This window comes from Arthrobacter sp. TE12231 (assembly GCF_054062895.1).
Map to the genome: position 1 here is coordinate 4,492,728 of NZ_JBSSFS010000001.1, position 26,750 is coordinate 4,519,477.

The window sequence follows — 26,750 nt, forward strand, 5'->3', positions numbered from 1 at the left end:
ATGGCATGCAGAGGCGCCGGAAAATCAACGGCGCGGGCCCGGGTTTACGTTCGGCTAATGGACAGATCGTTGGGCGTGGGTGAGCCGGGGATGCGGGCCGAGAGCGCCCACTGGGCCGCAACACCTGTCGCCCAGGGCTGGGTTCGCTTCACTGCGGTGCCCGGTGGCGGCACGCTCAGCGAGACGCCGGACACGGAGGGGGTGCAGTCCACATGGGCGGCCGGCTTCTCGGCGCAGCTACCTTGACAGGTGCACGACGCCGGCATCGGCGTGCCGCCGACTGTCACCGTTGTAGCGAACACCGGAGGGGCCGCAGGAGCTGTCGCGGCGGGTGAGTGTCCAGAGTGAGTCCGGGCGGCGGGCATGACGCTAGAAGCGCTTGCCGGGTGGGCGGTTTGGCCGTGCGTTCCGTGGAGGCCGGCAAGGATGTGCATGCCAAGGAAGCCGGCAATGACTGCGAGGATGCCGGCCAGCAGTGCTGCGCGGCGGAGGACCGGCACGGCACCGGCTGCGCGGGCAGTGGCCATGGAGATCCTCCTAGCTGGGTCGTTGGGCGGCCATCCCGTTTCACGGCGTTCTCGTGACCCGGAGGCACTTTCAGGGTACCCGGATTCAACGCCCGGCTGCGGAACTATGTTCCCGTCAGTAGGCTGCTACTTCAGATCCCGAGCGTCGCCAGGCTCTGCTGCAGCGTTTCTGCCGAGTGGTGGAGGGATGCGAGTTCGCCGTCGTCCATGGGGGTGTCCAGCACCTTCAGGACGCCGCCGTGCCCCACGATACTGGGCAGTGAGAGCGCCACACCGGAGATTCCGTACTGCCCGTCCAGCAGCGTGGAAACTGGAAGGACCGCGTTTTCGGCGCGCAGCAGGGCCTCGACGATGCGTGCACCGGACAGCCCGATGGCGTAGTTGGTGGCGCCCTTGCCGGCGATCACCTTGTACGCGGCCTGTGTCACCTCGCGCGCGGTCTCGGCCAGGAGTTCGGAGGAGAAGATCCGTTCGCCGTTGACGGTCCAGTTGCGGATGGGGACCGGGCCGATCGTGGCGCCGGACCAGATGGGGAACTCCGTGTCACCGTGCTCGCCCACCATGCTGGCGTGGACGCTGGTGAGCGAGACTCCTGCGCGTTCGGCCAGCAGCCAGCGGAGCCGGGAGGTATCCAGCACCGTGCCGGAGGAGAAGATGCGCGACGTCGGCAGGCCGGAGATCTTCTGCGCGGCGACTGTCAGGACGTCGCAGGGGTTCGTGACGAGCACATAGACGGCGTCCGGGGCATGCTCCAGCAGCCGGGGCATGAGGTCCTCGAGGATCCGGACATTCGTGCCGGCCAGGTCAAGGCGCGTCTGGCCCGGGGCCTGTTTGGCGCCCGCCGTCACGACCACGACGTCGGCGCCCTCCGTGGCGGAGATGTCACCGCCGCCCGTGACGGTGGCCGCCGCGGCGGCAAACTGCGTCCCGTGGGCCAGGTCCAGCACCTCGGCCTCGGCCTTGATGGCGTTGACGTCGTACAGGGCGACGTGGCTGGCCGAGCCCCGGATCAGCGCCGCATAAGCGAGGGAGGTACCGACGCTTCCGGCACCGACCACCGCCAGTTTTGAACCACTCTTCCCGGACATGGTGCCCCTTTCGGGCTAGTTCTCCGGCGCGTCGGCCGGGTTTGCCGCGACCGACCCCGCGGTTTCGCCGCCGTCGATCACGAATTCGGCCCCGGTGACGAAGGAGGATTCGTCCGCGGCGAGGTAGACGGCGAGGTCCGCAACTTCCGTCGGCTGGCCGACCCGGTGCAGCGGGACGTGGCCGGTGTCGAAGGTCATGCCCTCCGTCATGGGTGTCTGGATGACCCCCGGGTGCACGGAATTGACGCGGATGCCCAGGCCGCCGAGATCCAGGGCCGCGCTCTTGGTCAGGCCGCGGACCCCGAACTTTGACGCCGTGTACCCCGCGAGCTGTTCGTATCCGCGCAGTCCGGCGATCGATGAGACGTTGATGATGGCGGCGGGACTGGAGCGGGCCAGGGCCGGCACGGCAGCTTTGATGCCGTTGAAGACGCCGGTGAGGTTCACCTCGATGATCCGGGCCCACTGCTCGTGCGGATAGTCGTCGATCCGGCCAAAGTTCACTATTCCGGCGTTGTTGACCAGGATGCTGAGCCCGCCAAAGGCGTCGACGGCCTCGCCCACGGCCTGCTCCCAGTCGGCAGGTTTGGTCACGTCCAGATGCACGTACCGGGCGCCGTCGCCAAGCTGTGCCGCAAGGGCGGCGCCGTCGTCGTCCAGGACATCGCCGACCACCACCTTTGCCCCTTCCTGCAGCATCCGGGTGGCCATGGCCCCGCCGATGCCGCGGGCGCCTCCGCTGATCAATGCCACTTTGCCGTCCAGCCGTCCCATGGCTTGTCCTTCCGGGCCGCTCCGCGCTCGGGCACGGGCACGCCGCCCGCCCTTGTCCAGCATCTCGTCGGGCCCCCGGCGCGGGCAGGGCCGTTGGACCCTAGGGGCGCCGACACCTCCTGCACCGCCGGTACGAACGTGCCGAAATGGCTCTGTACGGGCTCGCCCGGCCGCCCTACACTGGGATTGCGGGAAAAACGGCACGTTCGTACCTATGAAGGCGGCCGTTCGGACGCATGGTGATCAAAGGGGAGGATGCGGTCATGGGGAAGTCCTTTCCGGACCAGCTCGCTGCGGAGGTCCGCGCGCGGCGCGCCTCGCTCCGGCTGGGGCAGCGTGAACTGGCCGAACTGGCCGGAGTCTCCGAACGCTTCGTCCGTTTCGTCGAGCAGGGCAAACGCACCGTGCAACTGGATTCCCTGCTCGCGCTCCTGGACACGCTGGGGCTGGAACTCCGGGTGCAGACACGGACCAGCGCGGCCGCCCGCGCCCTCGCCGGGCAGCAGGCCAACGGGGAACTGCGGGCACGCGGGGAACCGGATCAGAGTGCGGACGCCCGGCCATGAGGCACCGCATCGCCGACGTCTACAAGGCCGGTGTGCTGGCGGCCCGGCTGGAACGGCACGACGGCGGCACCAGGTTCAGTTACCTGCCGGCGTATCTGGCGTCCGGGGCACCTGCCGTCGCGAGCTCCCTGCCGCTGACGGCGGACCCTGTGCTGTCAGCGGCGGGCGCGGCTCCGCCGTATTTCACCGGGCTTCTGCCGGAGGGCCGACGGCTGAATGCCCTGCGCCGGTCCGTCAAGACCAGCGTCGACGATGATCTGTCGCTGCTCATCGCGGCCGGAGCCAATCCGGTGGGTGACGTGCAAATTGTGGGCCACGGGGAGAAGCTGGATCCGGACGAACACGCCGTCGAGCTTGAACCCGGAACCCCCGTGGATTTCGATGCCCTGCTGGGCGATTCCGGCCTGATCGACCCGGTGGCCCTCGCCGGCGTGCAGGACAAGCTGTCCGCGGGAATGATCTCCATGCCGGTGGCCAGCGCCGGCCGGCGCTACATCCTCAAGCTCAACGCGCCCGAGTTCCCGCACGTCGTCGAAAACGAATACGTCATGTTCCGCTATGCGGCGCGGCTGCGGATCCCGCTGAGCCGGGTCCGACTGATCCGCGACGTCGCCGGCCGCCCGGGACTTCTCGTGGAGCGCTTCGACCGGGTGCCCATCTCAACGGCTGCGGCGGGCGCGCCGTCGAATGCCGTGCAGCGGCTCGCCGTCGAGGACGGGGCGCAGGTGCTGGGGCTGTACCCGGCCGACAAGTACAACGTGGGGTACGGGCAGGTGTGCCATGCGCTCGCGGCGTACTGCGCGGCGCCGCTGCCGGCGCTACGGAATCTGGCCCTCCAGGCGGCGTTCGCGTGGCTGACGGGCAACGGGGACCTGCACGCCAAAAATGTTTCCATTGTGCAGCAGCCGGGCGGCGAATGGTCAATCGCGCCGGTGTACGACATCCCCTCCACCGTGGTCTACGGCGACAAGACGCTCGCCCTGACCCTGGACGGCAAGCGGACGGGGATATCCCGGAAGCACTTTTTGGGCTGGGCCGCGGGGTTGGGGCTGACGGAGCGGGCCGCCGTTCAGGCGCTGGAGCTGGCGCTGAAGGCCGCGGGGCCGCTGCTGGCGGACCTCCAGGCGGGTACGGCGTTCAGTTCCATGACGAACGACGACGGCGCCTCGCCGTTTTCGGCGGCCGTCACCCGCGATTGGGTCAAGGAGCTCAAACACCGGCGCAGGCTGGTGGAGGGGTGAAGTCCTGGCCCTAGAGGTGCTGGATGCCGGCCCGCTGCATGGCGTCCCTGTAGACCTCAACGTTCTTGGCCAGGAGCTCTTCCTGCTTGGCGGGGGAAACGGCGAAGGCGCGGCCGCCGAGCGCGGTGGCTTTGTAGATCTTGACGCCGTGGTTCTTCAACGAGGAATGGTAGGTCTTCTCGAAGAGCGTCAGGAAGGAGTGGGCGTCGGCGCCGTGGGCAATGACGGCCGAGACGCGCTTGTTGATCTTCAGGAACTGGCGGAAGGGCCGGAGTCCGTCCGTCTTCTCCTGGACATTCAGGGCCGATGCGGCGTCCGGATCTCGGACCCACGGGTAGGCGTTCCACGGCATTACGTAGCGGGGGTCCAGCTCTGCGGCCTCGTAGATGGAGGTGGCACGGCGGGCCGTTTCGTCGTCGTTGAAGTGCGAGACAAAGCCCGACTCCGTGCCCTTGCCGGGGCTGATATGCAGGCTGACAATCCGGCATTCGTCCTCGTCATGGACGGGATCGATGTAGGGGACCACGGATCCAGGCTTCTTTTCCATGAGCTCGTCGCACAGCTTTGTCACCGCGGCGATGTTCGGCTCCTGCAGCAGGGCCTTTTTTTCGTCCCAGTCAATCGTCACGATTTCTCCCTCAGCACTCGGCGTCCAGAATCAGGCGGCTTCCTCCACTCTACGCTTTCGCGGAAGAGCGTGTTTTTGTGGCGGGGTCCAGAGGCTTTCTTCCTCTCGCCACGGTGGGGAGGCAGGCGTACGCTTAAAGCGCCTGCAGGTAACCACTTGATTAAGCCGGGTCGTTCTGGTCATGCAAATGTCCGAGCCGTCTCATAGCGAGATCGCGAAGGTACCTGCAGGCCTCACGTGTTGCAGCTGGACGAGGCAGTGGGACAGTCCGTTCCCCTGGCTGAGGTTCAGTTTCCCGCAGACCAGCCGACGCTCGTCGGTGCTGCGCCGGGACCGATAGCCGTAGAAGCCGTGTTTGAGCGGCTCCGGTCTTCCGATCACTCATTGGCGTTGCGCGCGATGTCCTTAATGAGTGTGTTGATCCGCTTGAGGATTTTTGCGGTTCTTGGATTGCCGCCAAACACGGTCTGCGCCCGAGCCCGGGGGCTCGGATTGTTCTTGATCTCCCAGCCTCTTGTGATTGCAAACCCAGGAGGGTTTCAGGCCGCTGCCGCGGCCCGGGGCCCGGCTGGTTTGGGCGCCTTGGCGAGGTACCGCAGCTTGCGACGGCGGAGCGGTGTCGCTGTCTTGGGATACGGCGTTCCCGGGAGCGGCGGGGCCGTGGACTGGTAGGTGTGGCCGGTGGGGGTGGTGAGCTGGATGGTGTGTCTGGGGCCGGGGCGGGGCTGGGCGTTCCAGCCGGGGGTTTCTTTGGTGTGGTTGCAGGCTTCGCAGAGCCCGGCGCCGTTGGTGCCGGTGGTTTCTCCGCCGTGGTGCCAGGGGATGATGTGGTCCAGGTGCCGGATCGGGGCGTCGCAGTAGGGGGTGCGGCAGGTGTCGTCGCGGGTTTGGATGAAGCGGCGGAGCCCGGCGGGGAAGATCCGGGCCCGGGAGTCCATCCCGACGAGGTCCCCGGTGCCGGGGCGGGTGTAGAGGCGGCGGAGCCGGATGTCCGGGGCTGGGTTCTCGTCCGGTGTCAGGATTTTGCGGGCCCAGCCGGCGGGGACGGTGCCGTAGCCGGTGAGGCGGGCGGGTTCGGAGTCGGCCTGGAGGAGGGTGCGGTCGGTCATGATGAGTTGGAGTTCGATGCCGGCGATCCCGCCGGGGGTGCCGGTGATGCGTTCGACGAGCGCGTCGGCCATGGCCTGGCCGCGGGTGCGGGGGTCGCCGGCGGAGCGGCAAGAGTCGGCGTGCCGGGTCAGGGCGTTGTAGACGGCCACGCCCTGGGCGACGGGGAGCAGGGCGGTGAGGCAGGTCATGGTGTCCGGGGCCGGGCGGAGGCTGACGTGCCGGTCGGTGGCGGCGTGCGCGGCGCGGTCGGTGACGGAGCGCGGGTCGCGCCGGTAGGCGGCGGTGCGGGCCGCGGCCATCAGGCCCCGGTCCCCGGCCCCGGCGAGGGCGCCGGTGTCGGCGGCCATTTCCTCATCGACCCCGGCCCGGTCGGCGGCGGTCAGGCAGGCGGTTTCGCGCACGAGCAAGGTGGCGCGCCATTCGTTGAGGTTCCCGGTTTCCAGGGCGGTGAGGGTGTGCGGCATTTCGGTCACGAGGGCTTTGGCCAGGCCCAGGAGGCGGCTGCCTTTGGCGGGGGATTCGCGCCGGGCCAGGGCGATCTGCGCGCCGACACCGGCGCCGAGCTTGTCGGCCGGGACCCCGGCGGCAGCCTGCTCGCGGCGCTGAAGCGCATCGAAGGCCACGCTCAGGCGGGCCTGTTGTGCGGCCGCGGCGGATTTCAGGTCCTCGAGATCCCGGATCTCGTCGATCAGTGCGGCGGCGGTGTCCGGGGCTGGGAGGAAGGCCAGGATCCGGGCCAGGTCAGCGACCGTCACAGCACTTGCCGGTGCCGGGTCTGCCGGCCCCGTCTCGGGCCCTTGGATGCCGTCCATGAATCCAGTCTCCCTCGAGGGTCTGACACTGAAGGGAGAGCCCGGGGGGAGGAACCAGCAACGCGCCACAACGGTGATCCTCGCATCAGCGAAAGCGCCGCGAGATGGTGTTGGAACCACTTCGGGCCCCTGATTGCCGTCCATGAATCCAGTCTCCCGTCGACCACTGACAAAATGAGGGCCGCCGAACTTGCGCGTCGGTAAGCTTCGAAGGAACGCCCCCGCCCCGATCCAAGGAATCCATGCCGATCAACAGACAGTCACTGAAAAAGGACGGGTTCACAGGATTCCGGCTGCTCGGGGATCTTGACATCAACCGGATCCCGCAGAAACCCGGAATTTTCGCGGTGTTAAAGCCCGAAGGGTACCGCCCGCAGTTCCTGGCCAGGAGCACGGCTGGCGTCTTCAAGAAGAAGGACCCCACCCTGAAAGCCGAAGCGCTCGACGCCGAATGGGTCGATGGCGCCGACGTCCTCTTCGTGGGCAAGGCCGGTCCCGGGAGCAAAGGCAACCGCGGGCTGCGGCGGCAGATTCAGGAATTCGTCGACTTCGGCGCCGGCAAGCCGCCCGGCCACTGGGACGGCCGGCTCATCTGGCAGCTCGCCGCGGCTGGGTCACTGATCATCGCGTGGAAAGAGCTGCCCGTTGAGGAGCTCAACGCGGCCGAGGCCGGCTATCACGCGGCGTTCGTGGCGGAGTATGGCCGCCTGCCGTACGCCAACCTCGTCCAAGCGCGGGTCAAGGGCAAAGACTAGTCGCCAGCCAGACGCCGTCGCGGTCAACAACTAAACGCCGCCGTACGTAAATCTCCCCGCCATCAGCGTGGCGGCCACCGGCATCGCGGCAAACTCTGCCTCGGACGCAGTGAACGGGTCGACGTCGAGCACCGCGAGATCCGCCGGATCCCCGACCCGAATCCTGCCCCGCCCGCGCGTTGACGCGGTGAGTGCCTCTTGCCGGGTGAGAGCCTGCTCGGCATGCCAGGGTCCGCGGCCGTCCTGCCGGGCGCGCGTTGTTGCGGCGGACATGGCGGTCCAGGGGTCCAGCGGAGCCACGGGGGCGTCGGAGCCGAGAGCGAGCCTGGCACCGGCGGCCACCAACGAACGCAGCGGGAAGGAACGGTCCGTGCGGCCGGGCCAGTTCGCCTCGGCCGCGTCGCGGTCATCGAGGGCGTGCGCCGGCTGGACGCTCGCGATCACGCCCAACCGGCCGAAGCGGGCGAAATCCTCGTTCCGCACAAACTGGGCATGTTCCACCCGTCCGGCAATTCCTGCCGCCTCAAACGCGTCCAGCGCCACGCGGTTGGCCGCGTCGCCAATCGCGTGGACGGCTGGCACGAATCCTGCTTGCCGCGCCCGGAGCAGCAGGGCGAGCAACTCTGCCTCGCCCACCGTCAGCAGGCCGTGGCCGCCGTTCGGGTACTGGTCAACGCAGTATGCGGTGCGGGTGTTGAGCGAGCCGTCGATCAGCACCTTCAGCGGGCCCACGGTCAGGAGTCCGCCGCCGCCGGCGACCTCCAAGCCTGTCCGCAGTCCCTCGGCCACGGCCCTGTCCAGATCCTGCGGGTAGACCCCCGCTTCGACCCGGAGCGCATCGAAGCCTCCGGAGATCCGCCGTAGCCAGGGGCTGCGGTTCCACGTCATCTCGAAGTCCACGATCCCGACCACGCCCCGCGCGGCAGCGGCTTGGGCCGCCTTCTGCACCCAAGCGTCCACCACCGTGTCCGGAAGCTTGCCTAGCTCGCGTGTCAGGGCAAACGCCGGTTCTTCCCGGAGCAGGCCGCCCGCGTCCACCTGCACGCCGTACCGCCGGGCCGCCGCGGAGTTGAGCCAGACGCAGTGGAGATCATGGCTGATCAGGGCCGTCGGCCGGCCGTGCGTCACGCCGTCGAGGAGGTCCAGGCCGGGCAGGTCCGTCCAGACGGCATCACGGAAACCGACTCCCACCAGCGTCTGGACAGCACCCGGAACGGCGTCGCGACCTCCGGCCCCGGCCAGGTGAGCCCCGGCCAGGTGCGCAGCGACGACGGCGACCGCCTCGCGTGCCGAGCCGGCCCCGGAGAGATCAAGGCGATTAGACGCTAACGCCCACTGCGTCATGTGGACATGCTCATCCCAGAGCCCCGGAATGATGTAGCGGCCGTCGAGAGCCACCACCCGGGTGCCGGCGACGCCGGAATTCCCGGTTGATGGACCCACCGCCGCCACGACGCCATTTCGGATATGCACATCGGAGCATGTGTCGTCCCCCGGCTGCCGCACGGCAGTCAGCACGAGGTCGGGCGAAAGGCGGGAATCGAGCTGTTCAGACATGGAAATCAGGCTAGGCGCGAAACCGCGAAGGACCTAAACGCCCATAAGGGACTTTCGCCCCTTACCCCTTCATCCCGCACCCCCCAAGCTGAATTTGGGGCGGTTCCTGCACGGCCAGTTGGGGGATGAACCGCTTGCTTATCAGGTGCACGGTCTCGCTTAAAACCTTGGGGAAGGAAAAGGCATTCCGCCCTTTCCCGCGTCTGCGGGAACAGGGCAGGAGACCGAAGCCAACATGACTTTTGACAGCGATTCTTACATTATTGAGTGCGCTGACGGGCTGCGCGGGAGCTCTGACCTCACGTGACTCACAGGCAATACGGAAACCGATCCAGCGCCTACTACGCACACCCCTCGCATGGGGATCCCCGCATCAAAGTCCTTATTCGGATCGACGCCATTGAGCAGTCGGCGAGGGTCAACGTGCGGGGCGTCGTCACCCCCGCAAACATCCGGGCCCTCTACGTTGTCTGCCGCCGCGTGGCGGCCAAACTCCCCGGGTACGAAGTCGTGGTGGACCTCGCCCACTCCCGCGTGACGGACGATGCCATTGAAGAACTCTACGAGCATGCCCGTCGCTCAGTCATGTCATCCGGCATCGACGACTCGGTAACGCCGTGCCGGCTGCGCATCGTGGATCCGCCGACCATCCTCAAAACCAAGGAGCACGTATGAAAGCCCTCGTCTATGGCGGCCCTGGAGAGAAATCCTGGACCGACGTCCCCGACCCCACTATCCAGAGCCCTAGCGATGTGATCGTCAAAGTGGACACCACCACCATTTGCGGCACGGACCTGCACATCCTCAAAGGCGATGTTCCGGCGGTGACAAAGGGACGCATTCTGGGCCACGAAGGGGTCGGCACCATTACGGAGATCGGCGCGTCCGTGACCAGCCTGAAGGTCGGGGACCGTGTCATCATCTCCTGCATTAAGTCCTGCGGGCACTGCGCCAATTGCAAGACCGGCCTGTACTCCCACTGCTTGGGAGATGAGGGCACCTCCGGCATCGGCTGGGTCTTCGGGCACCTGATCGACGGCACCCAGGCCGAGTTCGTCCGCGTCCCTTACGCCGAGAACTCACTGCACCTCCTGCCCGAGGGAGTCAGCGACCAGCAGGCCGTCATGCTCTCGGACATCCTGCCCACCGGCTTTGAGATCGGCGTGCAGTATGGCCGGGTCAAGCCCGGTGACACGGTGGCAGTGATCGGCGCAGGTCCCGTGGGGCTGGCCGCGATCTCCACGGCGGGTCTCTATGGCGCCGCCACGATCATCGCCGTCGACCTCGACGCGAACCGGCTGGAGAAATCCCGCGAATTCGGCGCCACCGATGTGGTCCTCTCCAGCGATCCCAATTGGAAGGAGCAGGTGATGCTCCTGACCGACGGTCAGGGCGTGGACGTGGCGATCGAGGCCGTCGGCATCCCGGCGACTTTCGCCATGTGCACCGACATCGTGCGGCCCGGCGGGAATGTGGCCAATGTCGGCGTGCACGGCAAAGCCGTGGAGCTGCACGTCGAAAACCTCTGGATCCAGAACATCAACATCAGCATGGGCCTGGTCAACACCAACACCACCCCCATGCTGCTCAAGCTCGTGGCGCAGCAAAAACTCCCAGCGGACAGTTTCGCCACCCACCACTTCACCTTTGACGAGTTCATGGAAGCCTACGACACCTTCGCCCGTGCGGCAGAGACGAAGGCCCTCAAAGTGGTGATCACGGCTTGAAAGCCTTCATTGTCTACGACTCGGCCTTCGGCAACACGAAGGCCGTGGCCGAGGCAGTGGCCGGTGAGCTCGAGGGACTGGACGCCGCGGCCGTCCCGGTCGACGACTTCAACGCCGGAGAGTTGGCAGCGGGGGACCTCCTCGTCGTCGGCAGTCCCATCAACGGATGGCGTCCGACGCCGAAGGTCACCGCGCTGCTTTCGGGCCTCGGCAAGGACCGGCTCACGGGGGTTAAGGCGGCCGCCTTCGACACCCGCGTGCGCATGTTCATCCACGGCGACGCCGCCAAGAAGATCACGCATGCCCTCCGTTCCGGCGGAGCCGACATCATCTCCGAGCCCATGCCGTTCTACGTGGGCGGCACCAAGGGCCCGTTGCGCAGCGGTGAAATCGAGAAGGCTGGCAGTTGGGCAAAGACCCTCCTGACCTCGCTCGGTCGGTAGCGGCGCGGCCAGGCGCACCCTGCATCCGGAAGTCCTGCCCGACCGGGCAGGACAAACGGACCATCTGAAAGGACGGCGGCCATGAAAGCAGGCCGGATTGTCATGCTGGTCCTCGGTGCGCTGTGCGCCTTGGTGGGGCTCGGACTGCTGGCGGGAGCCGGCGTCACGGGATGGGCCAACTACCAGCAGCGCGACGGCAGGTACTTCGTCACGCCGTCGGAGCAGTTCTCAGGCGATTCCTTCGCCCTGACGACCCCGCGGCTGGACCTCATGACCGCAGGCGGCCTGCCCGAGGGCACCCCCGTGGACCTTGCAGGCAGCGTGCTGCTCCGCGGCTCCACCAACGACCCCGGCAAAGAAATCTTCATTGGAATTGCCCCGCGGGCCGACGTCGCGGCGTACATGGCCGGGGTCCGGCATACCGAGATCGTCGACGTCAGGTTCGATCCCTTCCGCACTATCTACCGCGAAGTGGACGGATTCAAGCCCCCGGCCGATCCGGCGCGGCAGAGCTTCTGGGCCGCGACCGCCACGGGCCCAGGTGAACAGGAACTCACCTGGAACCTGCGCTCCGGAAGCTGGGCCGTGGTGGTCATGAATGCCGATGCGAGTGCACCGGTGGCGGTAAATCTGCAGGCAGGGGCACGCTCCGACCTACTGTGGCCGATCTTCATCGGCCTGCTGATCGGCGGCCTTGTGATGCTGCTGATCGGGGTGCCGCTGATCGTGCTGGGCGCGGCCGGCCTCGGCCGCGCCGCACGGTCCGGCCGAGGCGGCCCGGGCAGCGGCGTCCCTCCCGGCAACCTGCCGCCCCAGCCCGGCCAGCCGCATCCGGTGGGTGCGTACGCGCCCGGGGCCCCAGGGCAGTTGAACAGCGCAGTGCCGCCGGGCGCGGCAGGGTCCTCCGGAGTCCCGCCAGGCGCCGTAGCAGCCTACGCTGCCGCGCCGGGAACTCCCTATCCGGTGCCTCCGGGCGGCCCCTCGCACTACGTGTATCCGGCCCGCCTCAACGGCTACCTCGACCCGAACCTGTCCCGCTGGATGTGGCTCGTCAAGTGGTTCCTGGCCATTCCGCACTGCATCGTGCTGTTCTTCCTCTGGTTCGCTTTCGGCGTCGTAACTCTTGTGGCCTGGTTCGCGATCCTGTTTACGGGCCGCTACCCCCGCTCACTGTTCGACTTCAATGTTGGCGTGATCCGCTGGAACTGGCGTGTGGCCTTCTATGCCTTCAGCGCCATCGGCACCGATGCCTATCCGCCCTTCACCCTGGCCCGTACCAACTACCCGGCCGACTTCGACGTCGACTATCCCGACCGGCTGTCCCGCGGCCTGATCTTCGTGAAATCGTGGCTGCTGGCCATTCCGCATCTGCTGATCATCGGCGTGCTGACCGGGACGGCGAGGTCATGGGAGTTCCGCGACGGCCGCTGGGTGCAGGAAGGCGTGGGCATCTCGCTCCTCGGGCTGCTGGTCTTCATTGCCGGCGTGATCCTGTTGTTCACCGGCCAATACTGGCGGGGTTTGTTCGATCTTCTGCTCGGGCTGAACCGCTGGATCTACCGCGTCATCGCATACGTATCCCTGATGCGGGATGAATATCCGCCGTTCCACCTCGATATGGGTCCCGTCGATCCGGGCGACATGCCGGTGCCGGCCTATGCCGGACCGCCGGCCGGGCCTTATGCCGGCCCGCCAGCCGGGCCTTATGCTGGCCCGCCAGCCGGACCCTATTCCGGCCCCCCAGCCGGGTCCGCCGCGGCAGCCCCGTATCCGGTCCCCGGTCCATCCCCGTATCCCCCAGCAGCGCCAGGTCCAGCCCCGAGTCAGGGTCAGGCGACCGTGCGTGGCCCGGCACCCGAGCGTGAGGCTCCAGGCGGATCGCCCGGCGGCCCCCCGTCCGGTCAGACTGGCGGGCCGGCTGGTGGCCAGGCGGGCTTCTACGGCATCGGCGGCCCGGCGGCCGCGGTCAACGCTGAAACCCCAGAAACCCCAGAAGCCCCTGAAGTCCCCAACAACCAGGGCGGCCAGGGTGACCCTAAGCCGTGATGAGTTGGATCATCCGAACACGGAGCTGAAGTTCCCCGGTTGACCGCCCGAGCGGTCCTGGGAACGGCGGATGCGTGCGGCGAGGCGATCTGCCAAGAGTTCCGCGGTGACCTCGACCTCATTGAGGAAGTCGGTCCGCCTGAGTGCCCTGACGACGCGCTCCGGATCGAGCTCCGGGAAGAATGTGCCGGCCAATTCGGGGGAGACGATTTCCTGCTCGTGGCGCAGGACCATGTGGGCAAACTCGTGGAGGACAATCTGCTGCCGGTGGACCTCGGAGGCCGCCCGTGCGTGCAGGATCAGGTCCATGTGGTCCAGCCCGAACCACAGCCCGCAGACTTTGTCTGTTGCCCCTTCGATGGGGTTGATGACGATCTTGCGGCCCCGCTGCCGTTCAAGGTGTCTCTGGATTGAGGCAAGGGACACCGGCTCGGCGAGGGCGAGGCCGGCTTCTGCTTCCCGTGCCCGCGACCGGGCGGCGTCGTAATCCATGTACCGAGTCCTTGGCAGTTGAGAGCGTCAGCATGCCCGCGATCATAGCCGCCAAGCTTCGCCAAAAGCATATCAGCGCAGGTCAAAGCATGGTTGGCGGCCTACTCAGGGCTCGTCCGTATCCCCGCGCGAGAGCTGTTCGTCGATCAGGTCCCGGATCTGGAGCAGGGTTTCGGGGGAGAGGCCGTCCAGTTGGCGGGCGGCAAAGTTACGGACTTTGTTGGCCCGCATCGAGGCGAGCAGTTCAAGCTGAGCCTCCACCCGGGGCGGAAGTTCGTCGTCACCATCGATCAGGTAGTTCTCGTTCACGCCGAAGAACCTGGCCAGGTTCTGCAGGAGTTCGACCTTCTTGACGGCGGGGCCGGTGCCCGATCGCATGTAGTGCCATCTGGCGCGAGAGAGCGGCGTCCCGGCCTCGGTCATGGCGTCCCTGACGTCATTGAACGTGATTTTCCGGCCCTCGGCCTCAGCGGTATCCAGGAGAATGTTCAGTTTGCGGGCGAGGGCTAGGCCCGGCGCCGAGGTCGACTGGTCACTGCTCACAGTGGCTTCTTTCATCAAGCGAATATGGTCGGACGCGGCTCTTCACGTGTCGTCAGTTCGCGTGCAATCCTAACAGATTGGACATGTCTAATCTGTTCCGGTTACGCTCAGGGCGAGGAATTGGACGTGTCCAATTCCTCGCTGGCAGGACGGCGGTAAGCCGTCAGGCGCGCCGTGATTCGGCCAGGCGTAAGCATTTGGGGGGCTCCTGGCCGGGTCCCGGCGTTGCCCCGGCCCCTCCCCGGTGTTGTCCCGCGACGGCCCGCACGGGACCGGGCCTCTTGCCACCGACGTCCGGCAAGAACATAGTTGAGGGAATTCACGAACTCCGCGGCACTAGGCAGGCGACCATGCTGAATAACGGGCTTCCGGACAACGGCTTGCTGCACGGCAAGACCGCACTGATCTACGGCGGCGGCGGGGCGGTCGGCGGGGCGGTGGCCAGGGCCTTCGCGGCCGAAGGCGCGTCCGTCCACATCGCCGGCAGGACCGAAGCGCGACTGGAGAAAGTGGCCCGAGACATTCGCGAGGCCGGCGGCACGGCGGAGACCGCCGTCGTCGATGCCCTGGACGAGGAGCAGGTGGATGCCTTCGTGAACCGGGTGGCGAAAAAGAGCAAGAGGATTGACATCTCCTTCAACGTGATCTCGTTTGGAGATGTCCAGCAGCCGCTCATGGACATTGATGTGGACGACTTCACCCGGCCCATCAGCCTGGCTGCGCGCACCCACTTTCTCACCACCCGCGCGGCCGCCGCCCACATGGTCAAACAGCGTTCCGGCGTGGTGCTCATGTTCGGCGGCTCGGGCCCGCAGACCGTACCGGGCCTGGGCGGGTTCAAAGTGGCGCTCGACGCGATGGAAGGACTGCGCCGGCAATGGGCCCTCGAGCTGGGAAAGCACGGTATCCGCGTGGTCACCATGGTGACCGGCGGCATTATCGAAACCATCCCGTGGCAGGCCGAAGGTCGGGAAGAGATCGTGGTGGAGATCGCCAGGACGGCCCATCTGAACCGCACCGCCACCCTGACAGACGTCGGGAACGTGGCCTCGTTCATCGTTTCGGATAAGGCGGCAGCCATCACCGACGCGACGGTCAACATCTCCGCCGGCGCGATCGTGGACTACTGACGCCGGCTAGGCGACGAGGTTCGCCGCGGCGACGTCCATGTGTTCGAGGACGGTGGCGCGCGCCAGCATTGCGTCGCCGGTCTCGATCGCGGCGACGATGTCGTGGTGCCGGTCAACGCTCATGTTCTTGACGGCCCGTTCGATCCCGGCAAACATGATCGACATCCGGATGGAGCCCTCAAGCGATTCCCAGGAGTGCAGCAGGGTCTCGTTTCCCGTCAGCCGGCATATCGTCCGGTGGAACTCGAGATCGGACTCGATCCGTTCCTCCAGGGTCCCCTCCGCGGCCGCCGCCATGGCGTCGATCGCCGAGCGCAGGGACGCAATCACCGGGATCCGGTCCGGCAGTTCACACAGCGTCCGGACCGCGAGCGACTCCAGCGCCGCCCGGACGGCGTAGATATCCCGGATTTCCTTGCTGTCCAGATGCCGTACGGACAGCCGTCCCCGCGCTCCGGCCGAGAGCAGCCCTTCCTGCTCCAGCTGCCGCAGGGCCTCGCGCAGCGTTCCCCGGCTGATCTGGAGCATGTCGGATAGTTCGGTCTCCACCAGATGCCGGCCCGGCTCAAGTTCACCGCTCGTGATCGCCGTGCGCAGGGCGGACAGCGCCTGCTCGCGAAGGCTCTTCTTTTCGAGTCCGAGCAGCGGGGCTGTTGCTCCGGCCATGGTGTGTCCTCACTGTCAGTGGTCAACTGTCTACAGTTGGTGTGTTAACAGTTGATGGTACGGCACCCGCGCGGGACCGGCGGCTGCCGGGCCCGCGCGGCGACTCTTCTTCGGGCTTAGCCCAGTTCGGCGAGGACCTTGGCGACGATCCGCTGCACCGAAAGCCCGTAGCGTTCGTGCAGAGTGGGCAACGCCCCGGCGTCGAGGAACTCATCAGGCAGCGCCACCGGCACCACCCGCTTGCCGAGTCCCGCCGTGACCACGGCCGAGGCGACGGTCTCGAAAAGGCCGCCCACCACGCTGTGGTTCTCCAGCGTCACCGCGAGGCGGTCGGTGTTCAGCTCGGCCAGGACCGTTGCAGAGTCGAACGGCTTGATGGTGGGGGCATGGACGACGGCGACATCCACGTTGTGCGCGGCCAGCGCCTCGGCCGCCTGAAGCGCCCGCATGGTCATGAGTCCGCTGGAGATGAAGACGACGTCGTTGCCACCGCGCAGGACTTTGGCCTTGCCGAGTTCGAACGTGTAGTCGTACTCGTCCAGCACCGTGGGGACATTGCCGCGCAGCAGGCGCAGGTACGTGGGGCCCTCGCTGGCCGCCAGCTGGGGGACGGCCTGCTCGATGTCGAGGGAGTCGCACGGATCCACGATCGTCAGGTTGGGCATGCCGCGGAAGATCGCCATGTCCTCAGTGGCCTGGTGGCTGGGGCCGTACCCGGTGGTCAGTCCGGGGAGTCCTCCCACGATGTTGACGTTGAGGTTCGGCTCGGCGGCGTCCAGGCACAGGAAATCGTAGGCGCGCCGGGCGGCGAACACCGAGTATGTGGATGCAAACGGGACCAGGCCCGTCTCCGCCAGCCCGGCCGCCGCGCCGAAGAGCAGCTGCTCGGCCATGCCCATCTGGAAGAACCGTTCCGGGAAAGCCTGGGCGAAGATATGCATGTCCGTGTACTTGCCCAGGTCCGCGGTCAGGCCCACGATCTTGTCGTTCTCCTGTGCGGCTTTGACCAGGGCGTGCCCGAACGGTGCGGGCGCTGTCTTCTGGCCCGGGTCCGCGAAGGATGCAATCATGGCCGACGTCTTCAGCTTCGGTGTTGCGGCGGTGCTCATCGTGCGGCCTTTCCTTCGAATCCTGCGGTCAGCTGCTCGCGGCAGAGCTGCCATTCGTGCTCTTCAATGCGCATGAAGTGCGCCTTTTCGCGGTCCTCGAGCAGCGGGACGCCGCGTCCCACTTTGGTGTCGCACAGGATCACCGAGGGACGTCCGGTGGCGGCCGCCCGGGCAGCGGCGTTGTCGAACGCGGCCAGCAGCGCGCCGACGTCGTTCCCGTCCACGCGCTGGGTGTACCAGCCGAACGCCTCCCACTTTTCGGTGACGGGCTCGGTGCGCAGCACGGTGTCGGTCTTCCCGTCGGCCTGCAGGGCGTTGATGTCCACCATGGCGGTGAGGTTGCCGAGCTGGTGGTGGTGCGCGCCCATGGCGGCCTCCCACGTGGAGCCCTCGTCGAGTTCGCCGTCGGAGAGGAAGTTGTAGACCCGGGCGTCCGACCCCTGGTAACGCAGGCCAAGGGCGGCGCCGACGGCGATCGAGAGGCCGTGGCCGAGGGAGCCGCCAGAGATCTCCATGCCTGGGGTGTAGGTGGACATCCCGGACATCGGCAGCCGGGAATTGTCCGAGCCGTAGGTCTCCAGTTCCGTGACGGGGATGGTCCCGGCCTCGGCGAGGGCCGCGTAGTGGCCGATCGCGTAGTGGCCCGTGGAGAGCAGGAACCTGTCCCGCCCGTCCCATTCGGGATCGTCGGCGCGGAACCGGAGCTGGTCCGCATAGACAACCGCCAGCATGTCGGCCGCGCCGAGGGCCTGGCCCACGTAGCCCTGGCCCTGGACCTCGCCCATGTTCAGGGCGTGGTGCCGGATCCGGAACGCGGCCCCCTCGACCCGTTCAAGGCGTGCTGCCTCGACGTCGGAGGGTTTGCCCCGGGCTGCTTTTTCCTGTGTGAGAACCACAATTCTGCCTTTCAAAATTGACGTGATGAGCTACTGCGGGAGGCCGTCGACGGCGTCCGGTGGGGTGCGTCCCTACGCGGTCACGTGGGTGGGGGTGCTTTTGGTGGCCTCGTCCGCGAGCTGGCGTTCGCGCTTGCCCCAGGTTTCCCGGGTGGCGAGGGCGGCCCAGAGGCCGATGGCGGCGTAGGTGCCGAAGAGCAGTGCCGGGCCCATCCAGCCGAAGCTGACGAACAGCAGGGTGGTGATGAACGGGGTGAAGCCGGAGACCATGGCCGAGATCTGGTAGGCCAGCGAGGCGCCCGAGGCGCGGGTCTTGGCCTGGAAGAGCTCCGGGAACCAGGCGCCCTGGGCGCCGGCGAGCGAGTTCTGGCACACGGCGTAGGAGATCACGAGGGTGGCGATGATGAAGATGAACAAGCCGGTGTTGACCAAAAGGAACATCGGCACGGCGAAGGCCACCGCGAAGGCGCAGGACCAGATGTAGAGCGGGCGCCGGCCGATCCTGTCGGTCAGTCGTGCCCAGGCCTGCGTGGCGAAGATGCCGATCGCGGAGGCGATGCACAGTGCGACGAGTGTCTGGGTCTTGTCGGCCAGGTGCTGGCTGTTCAGGTAGGAAATCATGTAGGTGATGGACACGGCGTAGCCTGCGGTCTCGGCGATGCGGAGGCCGATGCCCTTGACGATGTTGCGCCAGTCGGTCTTGAGGACCTCCGTGATGGGCGACTTCACGATGTTGCCGCTGTCCTTGACCTCGTCGAAGACCGGGGACTCGGGGACCTTGGAGCGGATGATCAGGCCGACGACGACCAGCACGATGCTGGCGAGGAACGGAATGCGCCAGGCGAGTTCGCCGCCGAGCTGGACGCTGAAGAGGAACACCAGGTTGGCCAACAGCAGCCCGACCGGGAAGCCGGCCTGGACCATGCCGGTGTACTTGCCCTTGGATTTCCACGGCGCGTGTTCGTAGCTCATGAGGATGGCGCCGCCCCACTCCGCGCCGAAGGCCAGGCCCTGGACGATGCGGACGAACACCAGCAAAGCAGGAGCCATCAGGCCGACCTGGCTGTACGTGGGAAGCAGGCCGATGACGAAGGTGGCGACGCCCATGAGGATCAGGGACGCCACCAGGACCGGTTTGCGGCCGAGCTTGTCACCGAGGTGGCCGCCGATGATGCCGCCAATGGGACGGGCCGCGAAGCCGACACCCAGGGTGGCGAAGGCGGCCAGGGTCCCGGTCACCGGGTCGCCCGTGGGGAAGAAAGCCGTACCGAAGTACAGGGCTGCTGCCGTGCCGAAGCCGATGAAGTCATAGGTCTCGATAACTGCGCCGACGCTGGAGCCGACCGCGACGCGCCGGGCGTCCTTCGTGCCATGCACAGGGCCTCGCATGGTGAGAGCTTCGTTGCTCATGTCAATCCCTTTCGAAGAGAGCTGTCGACGCTTCAGCGCCAACACTGTCGACTGTTAACAGATGATACGCCAGTGTGACCCGCGACATAAGTAATGTCAACAGTCAACTTCAAAGGTTGACTGTTGACAGTCGACTTTGTAGTGTGGTCCGTATCACCACCGCCCTCGGGGCACGACCAGAGGATCAACGACGATGTTCAATTCCCGACTCGGCTGCTCGTCCATCAGCTTCCGCCACCAGGACTTGCCCACGGCCCTGCGCACCATCAGCGGCCTGGGTTTCGAGGAAATCGATCTCGGCGCCCTTCCCGGAGTGTGCGACCACGTTCCCTACGACCTTGACGCCGCTGCCGTCGCCGCCGTGACGGCCGACGTCGTTGCCTCCGGGCTGCGGGTCCGTTCGGTCAACGGAGACATTGGGGACCTCAACGCCGTGCTCGACGCCGACGCACAGTCCGCCCGGAACCGGCACCTTGACGCCCTCCTCACCCTGGCGGCCGGAATTGGTGCCAAGGCCCTTGTCCTTCCCTGCGGCGCCCTCGGCCACGAGCCGGTCCGCAGCATCGACGAGGATCTGGACACCATTGCCGCTCAGCTCCTCGGGGCCAGGCGACGCGCGGACGAGTTCGGCGTCGAGCTCTGGACCGAGTCACTGCACTTCCTGCGCTTCTGCTGGAACCTGGAGCGCGCGGAACTGCTGGCAGAGCGGCTGGCCGGAGCCGGCGTCGGGATCGTCATGGACTTCAGCCACATCGTGGCCGCCGGCGAGGACCCGCTGGACTACCTTGAGCGGCACCGGGGCCGGATCGCCCACGTCCACCTGCGCGATGCCGCGCCGGGGAACATCAACCTCAGCATCGGCAACGGCGACGCCGATTTCGCCGCCGGCCTGGGCGCACTCGCTGCCCACGGTTACGCCGGCCACTTCTCCCTGGAGCTGGAGACCCGCGACGTCACGCACGACGAACGCCCGGCAGCAGCCGCCAAGGCCGCCAGCTTCATCACAGACCTCATCTGACCCATCGACTGCTCCGAAACGGCCGTTCTGGACCGCCAAAACGGCGCCGTTGGAGCAATCGATTCCATCAAAGAGACACCACACCAACTCCAAGGAGCATCATGAGCACCACCATCCAGCGCACCGCCGTCCTCACCGGGGCAACCTCGGACCGGGGCATCGGCATCACCACCGCACGCCGCTACGCCAGCCAGGGCTGGGGCGTGGTGATCCTGGACCTCGACGGCGAGAAGTCCGCCAAGGTCGCCGCGGAGATCGGCAACGAATTCAACGTTCCCGCCTTCGGCCACGAGATCGACGTCGCCAACGAGGACTCCGTGAACGCCGCCTACCAGGCGGTTGCCGCCGAGGTCAGCGCCGGCAACCTGCCCGCCGTCGGCGCCCTGGCCAACATCGCCGGCATCACCTCGCCGGTGCCGTTCCTGGAAACCACCCTCGAGCTCTGGAACAAGGTCATGGCCGTCAACGCCACGGGCACCTACCTGGTCACAAAGGCGTTCCTGCCGGACATGATCGCCAGCGGTTGGGGCCGGATCGTGAACATGTCCTCCGTGTCCGCGCAGCGCGGCGGCGGCGTCTTCGGCAAGGTCCCCTACTCCGCAGCTAAGGCCGCCATCCTGGGTTTCACCAAGGCCCTGGCCCGTGAGCTCGGAAGCACCGGCGTGACCGTCAACGCCATCACCCCCGGCGCTGTGGACACCAACATCCGCGTGGGCAGCACCGAGGAGCAGGAAGCGGCCATTAACGCCGGTATCCCGCTCGGACGCAACGCCAGCACCGAGGAAATCGCTGCCGTCATCACCTTCCTGTCCTCCGAGGAGTCCGCCTACCTCACCGGAACCACCATCGACATCAACGGCGGAAGCCACATCCACTAGCAGCCTCAACGTCTATTGGACAGAGCGGCAGACGACCGAGTTCAGCTGAGAGAGCCCATCATGACAAGAATCTTTAACGACCCGTCCGATTTCGCCGAGGAAGCCCTTGCCGGCTTCTGCGACGTCCATGCCAACCTGGTCCGCCAGGTGCCCGGCGGCGCCGTCCGCCGGCACCGGCCCCGCCAGCCGAAGGTGGCCGTACTGGCCGGCGGCGGCTCGGGCCACTACCCGGCCTTCGCCGGGCTCATCGGCACCGGCATGGCCGACGGCGCCGTCGTCGGAAACATCTTCACCTCGCCGTCCGCGCAGCAGGCGTATTCCGTTGCCAAAGCCGCGGACAGCGGCGCCGGCGTGGTGTTCACCTACGGCAACTACGCCGGCGACGTCATGAACTTCGGCCTGGCCAGCGAACGGCTGGCCGCCGAAGGGATCCAGGTGGACAACGTGCTCGTGATGGACGACATCGCCAGCGCACCGCCGTCGGAATCCGGCAAGCGCCGCGGCATCGCCGGCGACTTCACCGTCTTCAAGATCATGGGAGCCGCCGCCGAGGCCGGCGAGACCCTGCCCGAGGTTGTCCGCTTGGGCCGCAAGGCCAACGACCTGACGCGCAGCATCGGCAGCGCCTTCAGCGGCTGCACCTTTCCGGGCGCCGACGCTCCGCTGTTCACGCTGGAGGACAAAATGATGGGGCTCGGCCTGGGCATCCATGGCGAGCCCGGATTGTTCGATACCGAACTGCCGCCGGCACGGGAGCTGGGCGAGGAACTGGTGGCGCGCGTGCTTGCAGAGACGCCGCACGGTGCCGGCCCGCGGATTGCCGTGCTCCTGAACGGGCTCGGCTCCACGAAACAGGAAGAGCTCTTCGTGCTGTGGCTGACCGTCGCCCCGCTGCTTCGCGCCGCAGGCTACACACTGGTGATGCCGGAGGTCGGCGAGCTCGTCACGAGCCTGGACATGTCCGGCGTCTCACTGACCGTCACGTGGCTCGATGACGAACTCGAACCGCTCTGGACCGCTCCCGCCGAGACCCCTGCGTACCGGCGGGGCAACGCAGCCCTCCCCGGCGGCGTGGCGGAGGAGCCGACGCCTGCCGAGGACACCACGGCACCGGAGACCTTCACCGCGGCGGACGCTTCACGTGATTACGCGCTGCGCTGCATCGCCGCCCTAACGGCGGCCCGGGACGCACTCCACGACGCCGAGAAATCCCTCGGCGACCTCGACGCCATCGCCGGCGACGGCGACCACGGGCGGGGGATGGTCCGCGGCATTGACGCTGCCTGTGCCGCCGCCTCGGGCGCTGCGTCCCGCGGCGCCGGAGCCGGCGCCGTCCTGGCCGCCGCCGGCGATGCCTGGGCCGACAACGCCGGCGGCACCTCCGGAGTGCTGTGGGGCGCCGGCCTGCGGGCCTTCGGTGAGTCCCTCGGCAACGACCACGCGCCCGAGGCGTCTGAGCTCGCAGCGTCCGTGGCGGCTTTTGCCGCCCGGATCGCGGAGCTCGGCAAGGCCGATGTTGGGGACAAGACCATGGTGGACGCGCTTGTCCCGTTCACCGAGACCTTGAGCCGGCTGGCCGGCGAAGGCGCCGGCGCGGATGCCGGCTGGGCAGCAGCGGCGCGCGAGGCCACCGCCGCGGCGCAGGCCACCGCGGCCCTGCGCCCGCTCAAGGGGCGTGCCCGCCCCCTGGCCGAAAAGAGCGTGGGGACACCGGACCCGGGGGCCACGTCCCTGGCCATGGTGTTCGGCGTGTTCGGTCCACACCTCGCCGGTGTGCGGCAAGCTGCCGGAGCACGCTCATGAGCCCGGCAGGCATCCGGCTCATTGTCGGCGCGGACGAAGCCGGCGTGGACTACAAGGACCAGATCCTGGCGGACCTCCGGACCGATCCACGGGTCGCGGAAGTCATCGACATCGGGGTAAACCGCGACGACGCCCCGGATCAGTTCACCAAGCCGTATCCGTACGTGGGCATCGCCGCGGGGGAACTGATCCGGGACGGGCAGGCAGACCGGGCCATCCTGTTCTGCGGCACCGGAATCGGCGTCGCCATTGCCGCCAACAAGGTGGACGGCATCCGGGCCGCGACCGCCCATGACTCCTTCAGTGTGGAGCGCTCCGTGCTCTCCAACGACTGCCAGGTCCTCACCATGGGCCAGCGTGTTGTCGGGTTGGAGCTGGCACGGCGGCTCGCGCGGGAATGGATCGGCTACACCTTCGATCCCTCGTCCGCCTCCGCGGAGAAGGTCAAGGTGCTCACCGACTTCGAGGGATGCTGAGGGTCTTCCAAGGAAAGGCGCCTATCATGGGCCAGTGCCACCCCTTGATGTAGTCCTCACCGCCTGGCAGATCGACTGGGCTGCCGCTGCCCTCATCAGCGCTTCGGCGGTGCTCTACGCCCTCGGCCTGAAGGCCGCAGCGGCGCGCGGGCACCGCCAGCCCGTATGGCGGACACTGGCGTTCTATCTCCTGGGCCTGGGGTTCCTGACAGTGCTGACGTGCGGGTTCCCGGGCGTCTACAGCGCCCAGCTCCGGTGGGCCTTCACGCTCAAGATTTCGCTGATGCTCTTCGTGGTGCCGCTGCTGGTCGGCCTGGGAAAACCCATCACCCTGGCGCGCGCCGCCCTGCCGCCGGGGGGCGTGAACCGGCTGAATAATGTACTCGCGCACCGCGCCGTGCGGTTTGTGAGCAACTCCATGGCCGCCCCGCTCCTTGGCCTTGCCCTGTTCTCCACTTTCCTTACGCCGGCGTTCTACACCCTCCGCACTGCGCCGTTGGCCGAGTCGCTGCTGACCGTCGGGGTTCCGCTGCTGGGCATGCTGATGGCCCTGCCGATCATCGAGGAAGCGGATTTCCGCCGGTCCAGCGCGTTCTTCATCCTGGAATTCGTGTTTGTCTTCATTGAGCTGCTGGTCGACGCCGTTCCGGGGATCCTGCTGCGCCTCAACGGCCAGGTACTGGATCACGTCACGACGCGGCAGTCTTCACTGGGCTGGTTTCCGGACGCCCTGCGCGACCAGCAGCTGGCGGGCGACGTTCTATGGTTCATCTGCGAGATTGTCGATTTGCCGCTCATCATCCTGATGTTCATCCGCTTCTCGCGCAGCGACAAACGCGAGGCCCGCGGCTTCGATGACCTCACGGACGCGCAACTCGACGAACTGAACGCCGAGCACCTGGGACGCGGCCGCTAGGTCCCGGCCCCGGGGGCACCGCACGCGGTTTACTGCCCGACGGTGACCTTGATCCGCTGGACCACGTTGTTTCCCATCCCCTGGTAGTTCCACACCGGCTCCAGCGGCTGTACCGCGCCGCTGGCATCGGTGGCGCGGCAGCTGAGCTCGTGTTCGCCCGGGTCGGCCACCCACGGCATTGACCAGGCGGACCACGCGAACGGCGCGGGCGGGTGCTCCAGATGGGCCGGAGCCCACTTGCCGTCGATCCCGACGTCGACGCGCTGCACGGCGCCCTGCCCGGACCAGGCCCGGCCGGTCAGCAATACCGGTCCCGGGGGCAGGATCCGGCTGCGGCTGAAAAAGTCCGGAACGCCCGGCGGAACCATCAGCGAACGCACCTTCATCCACGTCACGGGAGTGCCGGCGTCGTCCGCGTCCTCCTGGTAGCGGTACGCCACGGCCTGCTGGAAACCGTCGTAGGGTCTGGTGAGGACCTTGATCGAGGACAACCACTTCACGCTCGCCATGCCGTACCAGCCCGGGACCACCAGCCGGAGCGGATAACCGTGCTGCGGCGGCAGCTCTGCGCCGTTCATCCGGTAGGCGAGCACGACGTCGGGCCGCAGTGCCTCCTCGATCGGGAGGCTCCGGGCGAACTGCTGGCGGACGCCGCCCTGGACCCCGGTGTCCGCTCCGCTGAAGAGCACCTCCACGGCGTCGTCCTCCACGCCGGCCTGGGTCAGCAGATAGGCGAGCGGGACGCCGGTCCACACAGCGGTGCCCACTGCTTCCAGGACCCACGGCTGGCTCAGCGGGCGGGGCCGCAGGAGGGACCGGCCGTTGCCGGCGCATTCGAGCGTGACCGGGATGGTGATGCTGGGAGCCCGAAGCAAAGCCCGGAAACTCAGCTCCAGGGACCGCTGCACGGCGCCGCCGATCTGCAGGTGCCAGTGGTCGGTATCGATGAACGGGATGTCGAAGTGGGTGAGCACATAGTGCAGCCCCGGCGGCGTGGTGTCCTTCCGCAGGGCTTCGAGCGGCATTGAATGGTTCCGCACGGCGAGCTGGAGTTCCTCCGCTGTCAGCGGGCCGTGGGTGGGTTCGCCGGAATGCGGCCGGGGTTTCCCGGCCTGCCGGCGCGGACTCTTCAGGACAGCGGAGTGTCGGGACATTTGCTTTGGCATGGCGCGCTGCGATTCTTATGAAGGCCCAGCCCGTTTTTGGCCGGTGTCACCTGAATTCAGGTCTACGCCGCGCCCCGGACGCCGTCAATACTGGGTTCTGTAAGTCCAGTGCGGCGGCCTACAACGTGTGGGCCTCCGCAAGGAACTGTTCGAGGCTCAGCGGCTCGCGGCCCGTCAGCTCGTGCACGGCGGAGGTGGGGCCCGCCAGTTCGCCGGCCGCGATGGCCGTGTATGTGCTCACCCAGGCGTCCACCTGCCACGGCGGTGCACCGTAGGAGGCGCGGGAGGCATAGGCCTCCTCCAGGGTTTCGTTGTGGAACGTGATGGTCCGGCCGGTTCCGGCGGTCAGGAGTTCCGCGCCGCGGGCCAGCGAGATGTCCTCCGGGCCCGTCAGATCGTAGGTCCGTCCCACGTGCAGGACCGGGTCCCGCAACACGGCGACGGCCGAGCGGGCAATGTCCGCCCGCGCGACGGCGGCCATCACGCCGTCGCCCGCGGGGCCGCGGATGACGCCGTCGTCCCCGGCCAGCAACGGCAGGAAGTCCAGGTAGAAGTTGTCGCGCAGGAACGTGTAGTCCATGCCGGAGGCCTTGATCCGCTCCTCCGTCGCGAAGTGGTCCCGGCCCAGGGTGAACGTGGCGTCCGGCGCCGCCCCGAAGAATGAGGTGTACACAATGTGCCGGACGCCCGCTGCGGCCGCAGCATCGACGAAGGCGTAGTGCTGTTCCAGCCGGTCCTCGGCCTCGGCGGCGGAGACCATGAACAGCGTCGTCGCGCCTGCCAGGGCCGCCTTCGCCTGTTCCCGGTCGGCGTACGTGGTCACAAACGGGACGGCGCCGTCGAGCTCCGGCGCCCGCGCGGCGTCCCGCACCAGCAGCCGCTGCTGACTGCCGGCCCGGGCCAGCAGCCGGGCCACCAGGCCGCCCAGGTGGCCGGTGGAACCGGTGACGGCGAGCTCGGGGGCGTTGGTCAT

Annotated in this window: 27 protein-coding genes; 13 read left to right on the forward strand and 14 right to left on the reverse strand. The window is 67.5% G+C overall.

Going from position 1 to position 26,750, the window contains the following annotated elements; genetic code table 11:
• Nucleotides 1-44: 44 nt before the first annotated feature.
• The 3 genes from ACVWYS_RS20145 to ACVWYS_RS20155 form a co-directional block, all read right to left on the reverse strand.
• Nucleotides 45-527, reverse strand: a complete 483-nt coding sequence (locus ACVWYS_RS20145; protein WP_456507971.1) for a hypothetical protein — start codon at nucleotides 525-527, stop codon at nucleotides 45-47.
• 131 nt (nucleotides 528-658) lie between these two features.
• Nucleotides 659-1,615, reverse strand: coding sequence for an L-lactate dehydrogenase (locus ACVWYS_RS20150; protein WP_116766684.1), 957 nt, complete (start codon nucleotides 1,613-1,615; stop codon nucleotides 659-661).
• 15 nt (nucleotides 1,616-1,630) lie between these two features.
• Complete coding sequence (locus ACVWYS_RS20155; protein WP_344367493.1) at nucleotides 1,631-2,389, reverse strand: glucose 1-dehydrogenase; 759 nt, start codon at nucleotides 2,387-2,389, stop codon at nucleotides 1,631-1,633.
• A 263-nt stretch (nucleotides 2,390-2,652) separates the two neighbouring features.
• Between ACVWYS_RS20155 and ACVWYS_RS20160 the strand changes: the two genes are divergently transcribed.
• Together ACVWYS_RS20160 and ACVWYS_RS20165 are read left to right on the forward strand one after the other, a co-directional pair.
• Nucleotides 2,653-2,955, forward strand: coding sequence for a type II toxin-antitoxin system Y4mF family antitoxin (locus tag ACVWYS_RS20160; protein WP_344367494.1), 303 nt, complete (start codon nucleotides 2,653-2,655; stop codon nucleotides 2,953-2,955).
• Nucleotides 2,952-4,196, forward strand: coding sequence for a type II toxin-antitoxin system HipA family toxin (locus tag ACVWYS_RS20165; RefSeq protein WP_456507972.1), 1,245 nt, complete (start codon nucleotides 2,952-2,954; stop codon nucleotides 4,194-4,196). The genes ACVWYS_RS20160 and ACVWYS_RS20165 overlap by 4 nt, the downstream gene beginning before the upstream one ends.
• A 10-nt stretch (nucleotides 4,197-4,206) precedes the next feature.
• On the opposite strand, the gene ACVWYS_RS20170 is transcribed toward ACVWYS_RS20165, so the two are convergent.
• Together ACVWYS_RS20170 and ACVWYS_RS20175 are read right to left on the reverse strand one after the other, a co-directional pair.
• The gene (locus ACVWYS_RS20170; RefSeq protein WP_344367496.1) at nucleotides 4,207-4,824 is read right to left on the reverse strand and encodes a uracil-DNA glycosylase family protein; all 618 of its coding nucleotides are present in this window, start codon (nucleotides 4,822-4,824) and stop codon (nucleotides 4,207-4,209) included.
• Between the two features lie 539 nt (nucleotides 4,825-5,363).
• A complete protein-coding gene (locus ACVWYS_RS20175; protein WP_456507973.1) occupies nucleotides 5,364-6,746 on the reverse strand; it encodes a DUF222 domain-containing protein in 1,383 nt (460 codons plus the stop codon).
• Between the two features lie 242 nt (nucleotides 6,747-6,988).
• On the opposite strand from ACVWYS_RS20175, the gene ACVWYS_RS20180 reads away from it, so the two are divergent.
• Nucleotides 6,989-7,501 (forward strand): hypothetical protein, encoded by a 513-nt coding sequence (locus tag ACVWYS_RS20180; protein ID WP_344367346.1) that lies wholly within the window; start codon nucleotides 6,989-6,991, stop codon nucleotides 7,499-7,501.
• Between the two features lie 30 nt (nucleotides 7,502-7,531).
• Here the strand turns inward: ACVWYS_RS20180 and ACVWYS_RS20185 are convergent, their stop codons facing one another.
• Complete coding sequence (locus ACVWYS_RS20185) at nucleotides 7,532-9,058, reverse strand: amidohydrolase (RefSeq protein WP_456507974.1); 1,527 nt, start codon at nucleotides 9,056-9,058, stop codon at nucleotides 7,532-7,534.
• 303 nt (nucleotides 9,059-9,361) lie between these two features.
• Between ACVWYS_RS20185 and ACVWYS_RS20190 the strand changes: the two genes are divergently transcribed.
• The 4 genes from ACVWYS_RS20190 (at nucleotide 9,362) to ACVWYS_RS20205 (ending at nucleotide 13,274) form a co-directional block, all read left to right on the forward strand.
• Nucleotides 9,362-9,733 carry a hypothetical protein gene (locus tag ACVWYS_RS20190; protein ID WP_456507975.1) on the forward strand — a complete coding sequence of 124 codons (372 nt, stop codon included), beginning with the start codon at nucleotides 9,362-9,364 and terminating at the stop codon, nucleotides 9,731-9,733.
• The gene (locus ACVWYS_RS20195; RefSeq protein ID WP_456507976.1) at nucleotides 9,730-10,785 is read left to right on the forward strand and encodes a zinc-dependent alcohol dehydrogenase family protein; all 1,056 of its coding nucleotides are present in this window, start codon (nucleotides 9,730-9,732) and stop codon (nucleotides 10,783-10,785) included. Before ACVWYS_RS20190 ends, ACVWYS_RS20195 begins: the two co-directional genes overlap by 4 nt.
• Nucleotides 10,782-11,228, forward strand: a complete 447-nt coding sequence (locus ACVWYS_RS20200; RefSeq protein WP_116766676.1) for a flavodoxin family protein — start codon at nucleotides 10,782-10,784, stop codon at nucleotides 11,226-11,228. The genes ACVWYS_RS20195 and ACVWYS_RS20200 overlap by 4 nt, the downstream gene beginning before the upstream one ends.
• A gap of 81 nt (nucleotides 11,229-11,309) precedes the next feature.
• Nucleotides 11,310-13,274, forward strand: a complete 1,965-nt coding sequence (locus ACVWYS_RS20205) for a DUF4389 domain-containing protein (protein WP_456507977.1) — start codon at nucleotides 11,310-11,312, stop codon at nucleotides 13,272-13,274.
• Between the two features lie 9 nt (nucleotides 13,275-13,283).
• Here ACVWYS_RS20205 and ACVWYS_RS20210 read toward each other — a convergent pair whose 3' ends face one another.
• Nucleotides 13,284-13,766: a hypothetical protein gene (locus ACVWYS_RS20210; protein WP_456507978.1), complete on the reverse strand. Its 483-nt coding sequence runs from the start codon at nucleotides 13,764-13,766 to the stop codon at nucleotides 13,284-13,286.
• Nucleotides 13,767-13,871: 105 nt separating this feature from the next.
• Complete coding sequence (locus ACVWYS_RS20215; protein WP_456507979.1) at nucleotides 13,872-14,324, reverse strand: hypothetical protein; 453 nt, start codon at nucleotides 14,322-14,324, stop codon at nucleotides 13,872-13,874.
• A 335-nt stretch (nucleotides 14,325-14,659) separates the two neighbouring features.
• On the opposite strand from ACVWYS_RS20215, the gene ACVWYS_RS20220 reads away from it, so the two are divergent.
• The gene (locus tag ACVWYS_RS20220; protein WP_091255415.1) at nucleotides 14,660-15,439 is read left to right on the forward strand and encodes an SDR family NAD(P)-dependent oxidoreductase; all 780 of its coding nucleotides are present in this window, start codon (nucleotides 14,660-14,662) and stop codon (nucleotides 15,437-15,439) included.
• A gap of 6 nt (nucleotides 15,440-15,445) precedes the next feature.
• Here ACVWYS_RS20220 and ACVWYS_RS20225 read toward each other — a convergent pair whose 3' ends face one another.
• From ACVWYS_RS20225 to ACVWYS_RS20240, 4 genes are all read right to left on the reverse strand, one after another.
• Nucleotides 15,446-16,105, reverse strand: coding sequence for a GntR family transcriptional regulator (locus tag ACVWYS_RS20225; protein WP_456507980.1), 660 nt, complete (start codon nucleotides 16,103-16,105; stop codon nucleotides 15,446-15,448).
• 116 nt (nucleotides 16,106-16,221) lie between these two features.
• A complete protein-coding gene (locus ACVWYS_RS20230) occupies nucleotides 16,222-17,214 on the reverse strand; it encodes a transketolase family protein (RefSeq protein ID WP_456507981.1) in 993 nt (330 codons plus the stop codon).
• On the reverse strand, nucleotides 17,211-18,110 hold the full coding sequence (locus tag ACVWYS_RS20235; RefSeq protein ID WP_456507982.1) for a transketolase: 900 nt from the start codon (nucleotides 18,108-18,110) through the stop codon (nucleotides 17,211-17,213). The genes ACVWYS_RS20230 and ACVWYS_RS20235 overlap by 4 nt, the downstream gene beginning before the upstream one ends.
• Nucleotides 18,111-18,182: 72 nt before the next feature.
• Entirely contained in the window at nucleotides 18,183-19,520 is a 1,338-nt protein-coding gene (locus ACVWYS_RS20240) for an MFS transporter (RefSeq protein ID WP_456507983.1), read from the reverse strand.
• A gap of 193 nt (nucleotides 19,521-19,713) precedes the next feature.
• Between ACVWYS_RS20240 and ACVWYS_RS20245 the strand changes: the two genes are divergently transcribed.
• The 5 genes from ACVWYS_RS20245 to ACVWYS_RS20265 all read left to right on the forward strand — a co-directional run bounded on the left by ACVWYS_RS20245 (nucleotide 19,714) and on the right by ACVWYS_RS20265 (nucleotide 24,611).
• A complete protein-coding gene (locus ACVWYS_RS20245) occupies nucleotides 19,714-20,538 on the forward strand; it encodes a sugar phosphate isomerase/epimerase family protein (protein WP_456507984.1) in 825 nt (274 codons plus the stop codon).
• A 101-nt stretch (nucleotides 20,539-20,639) separates the two neighbouring features.
• Nucleotides 20,640-21,416 carry an SDR family NAD(P)-dependent oxidoreductase gene (locus tag ACVWYS_RS20250; protein ID WP_456507985.1) on the forward strand — a complete coding sequence of 259 codons (777 nt, stop codon included), beginning with the start codon at nucleotides 20,640-20,642 and terminating at the stop codon, nucleotides 21,414-21,416.
• 60 nt (nucleotides 21,417-21,476) lie between these two features.
• A complete protein-coding gene (locus ACVWYS_RS20255) occupies nucleotides 21,477-23,219 on the forward strand; it encodes a dihydroxyacetone kinase family protein (protein ID WP_456507986.1) in 1,743 nt (580 codons plus the stop codon).
• Nucleotides 23,216-23,695, forward strand: a complete 480-nt coding sequence (locus ACVWYS_RS20260) for a ribose-5-phosphate isomerase (protein WP_456507987.1) — start codon at nucleotides 23,216-23,218, stop codon at nucleotides 23,693-23,695. Before ACVWYS_RS20255 ends, ACVWYS_RS20260 begins: the two co-directional genes overlap by 4 nt.
• A gap of 34 nt (nucleotides 23,696-23,729) precedes the next feature.
• Complete coding sequence (locus ACVWYS_RS20265) at nucleotides 23,730-24,611, forward strand: cytochrome c oxidase assembly protein (protein ID WP_456507988.1); 882 nt, start codon at nucleotides 23,730-23,732, stop codon at nucleotides 24,609-24,611.
• A 29-nt stretch (nucleotides 24,612-24,640) separates the two neighbouring features.
• Here ACVWYS_RS20265 and ACVWYS_RS20270 read toward each other — a convergent pair whose 3' ends face one another.
• Nucleotides 24,641-25,777 (reverse strand): sulfite oxidase, encoded by a 1,137-nt coding sequence (locus ACVWYS_RS20270; protein ID WP_456507989.1) that lies wholly within the window; start codon nucleotides 25,775-25,777, stop codon nucleotides 24,641-24,643.
• Between the two features lie 118 nt (nucleotides 25,778-25,895).
• A complete protein-coding gene (locus ACVWYS_RS20275) occupies nucleotides 25,896-26,750 on the reverse strand; it encodes an SDR family oxidoreductase (RefSeq protein ID WP_344367360.1) in 855 nt (284 codons plus the stop codon).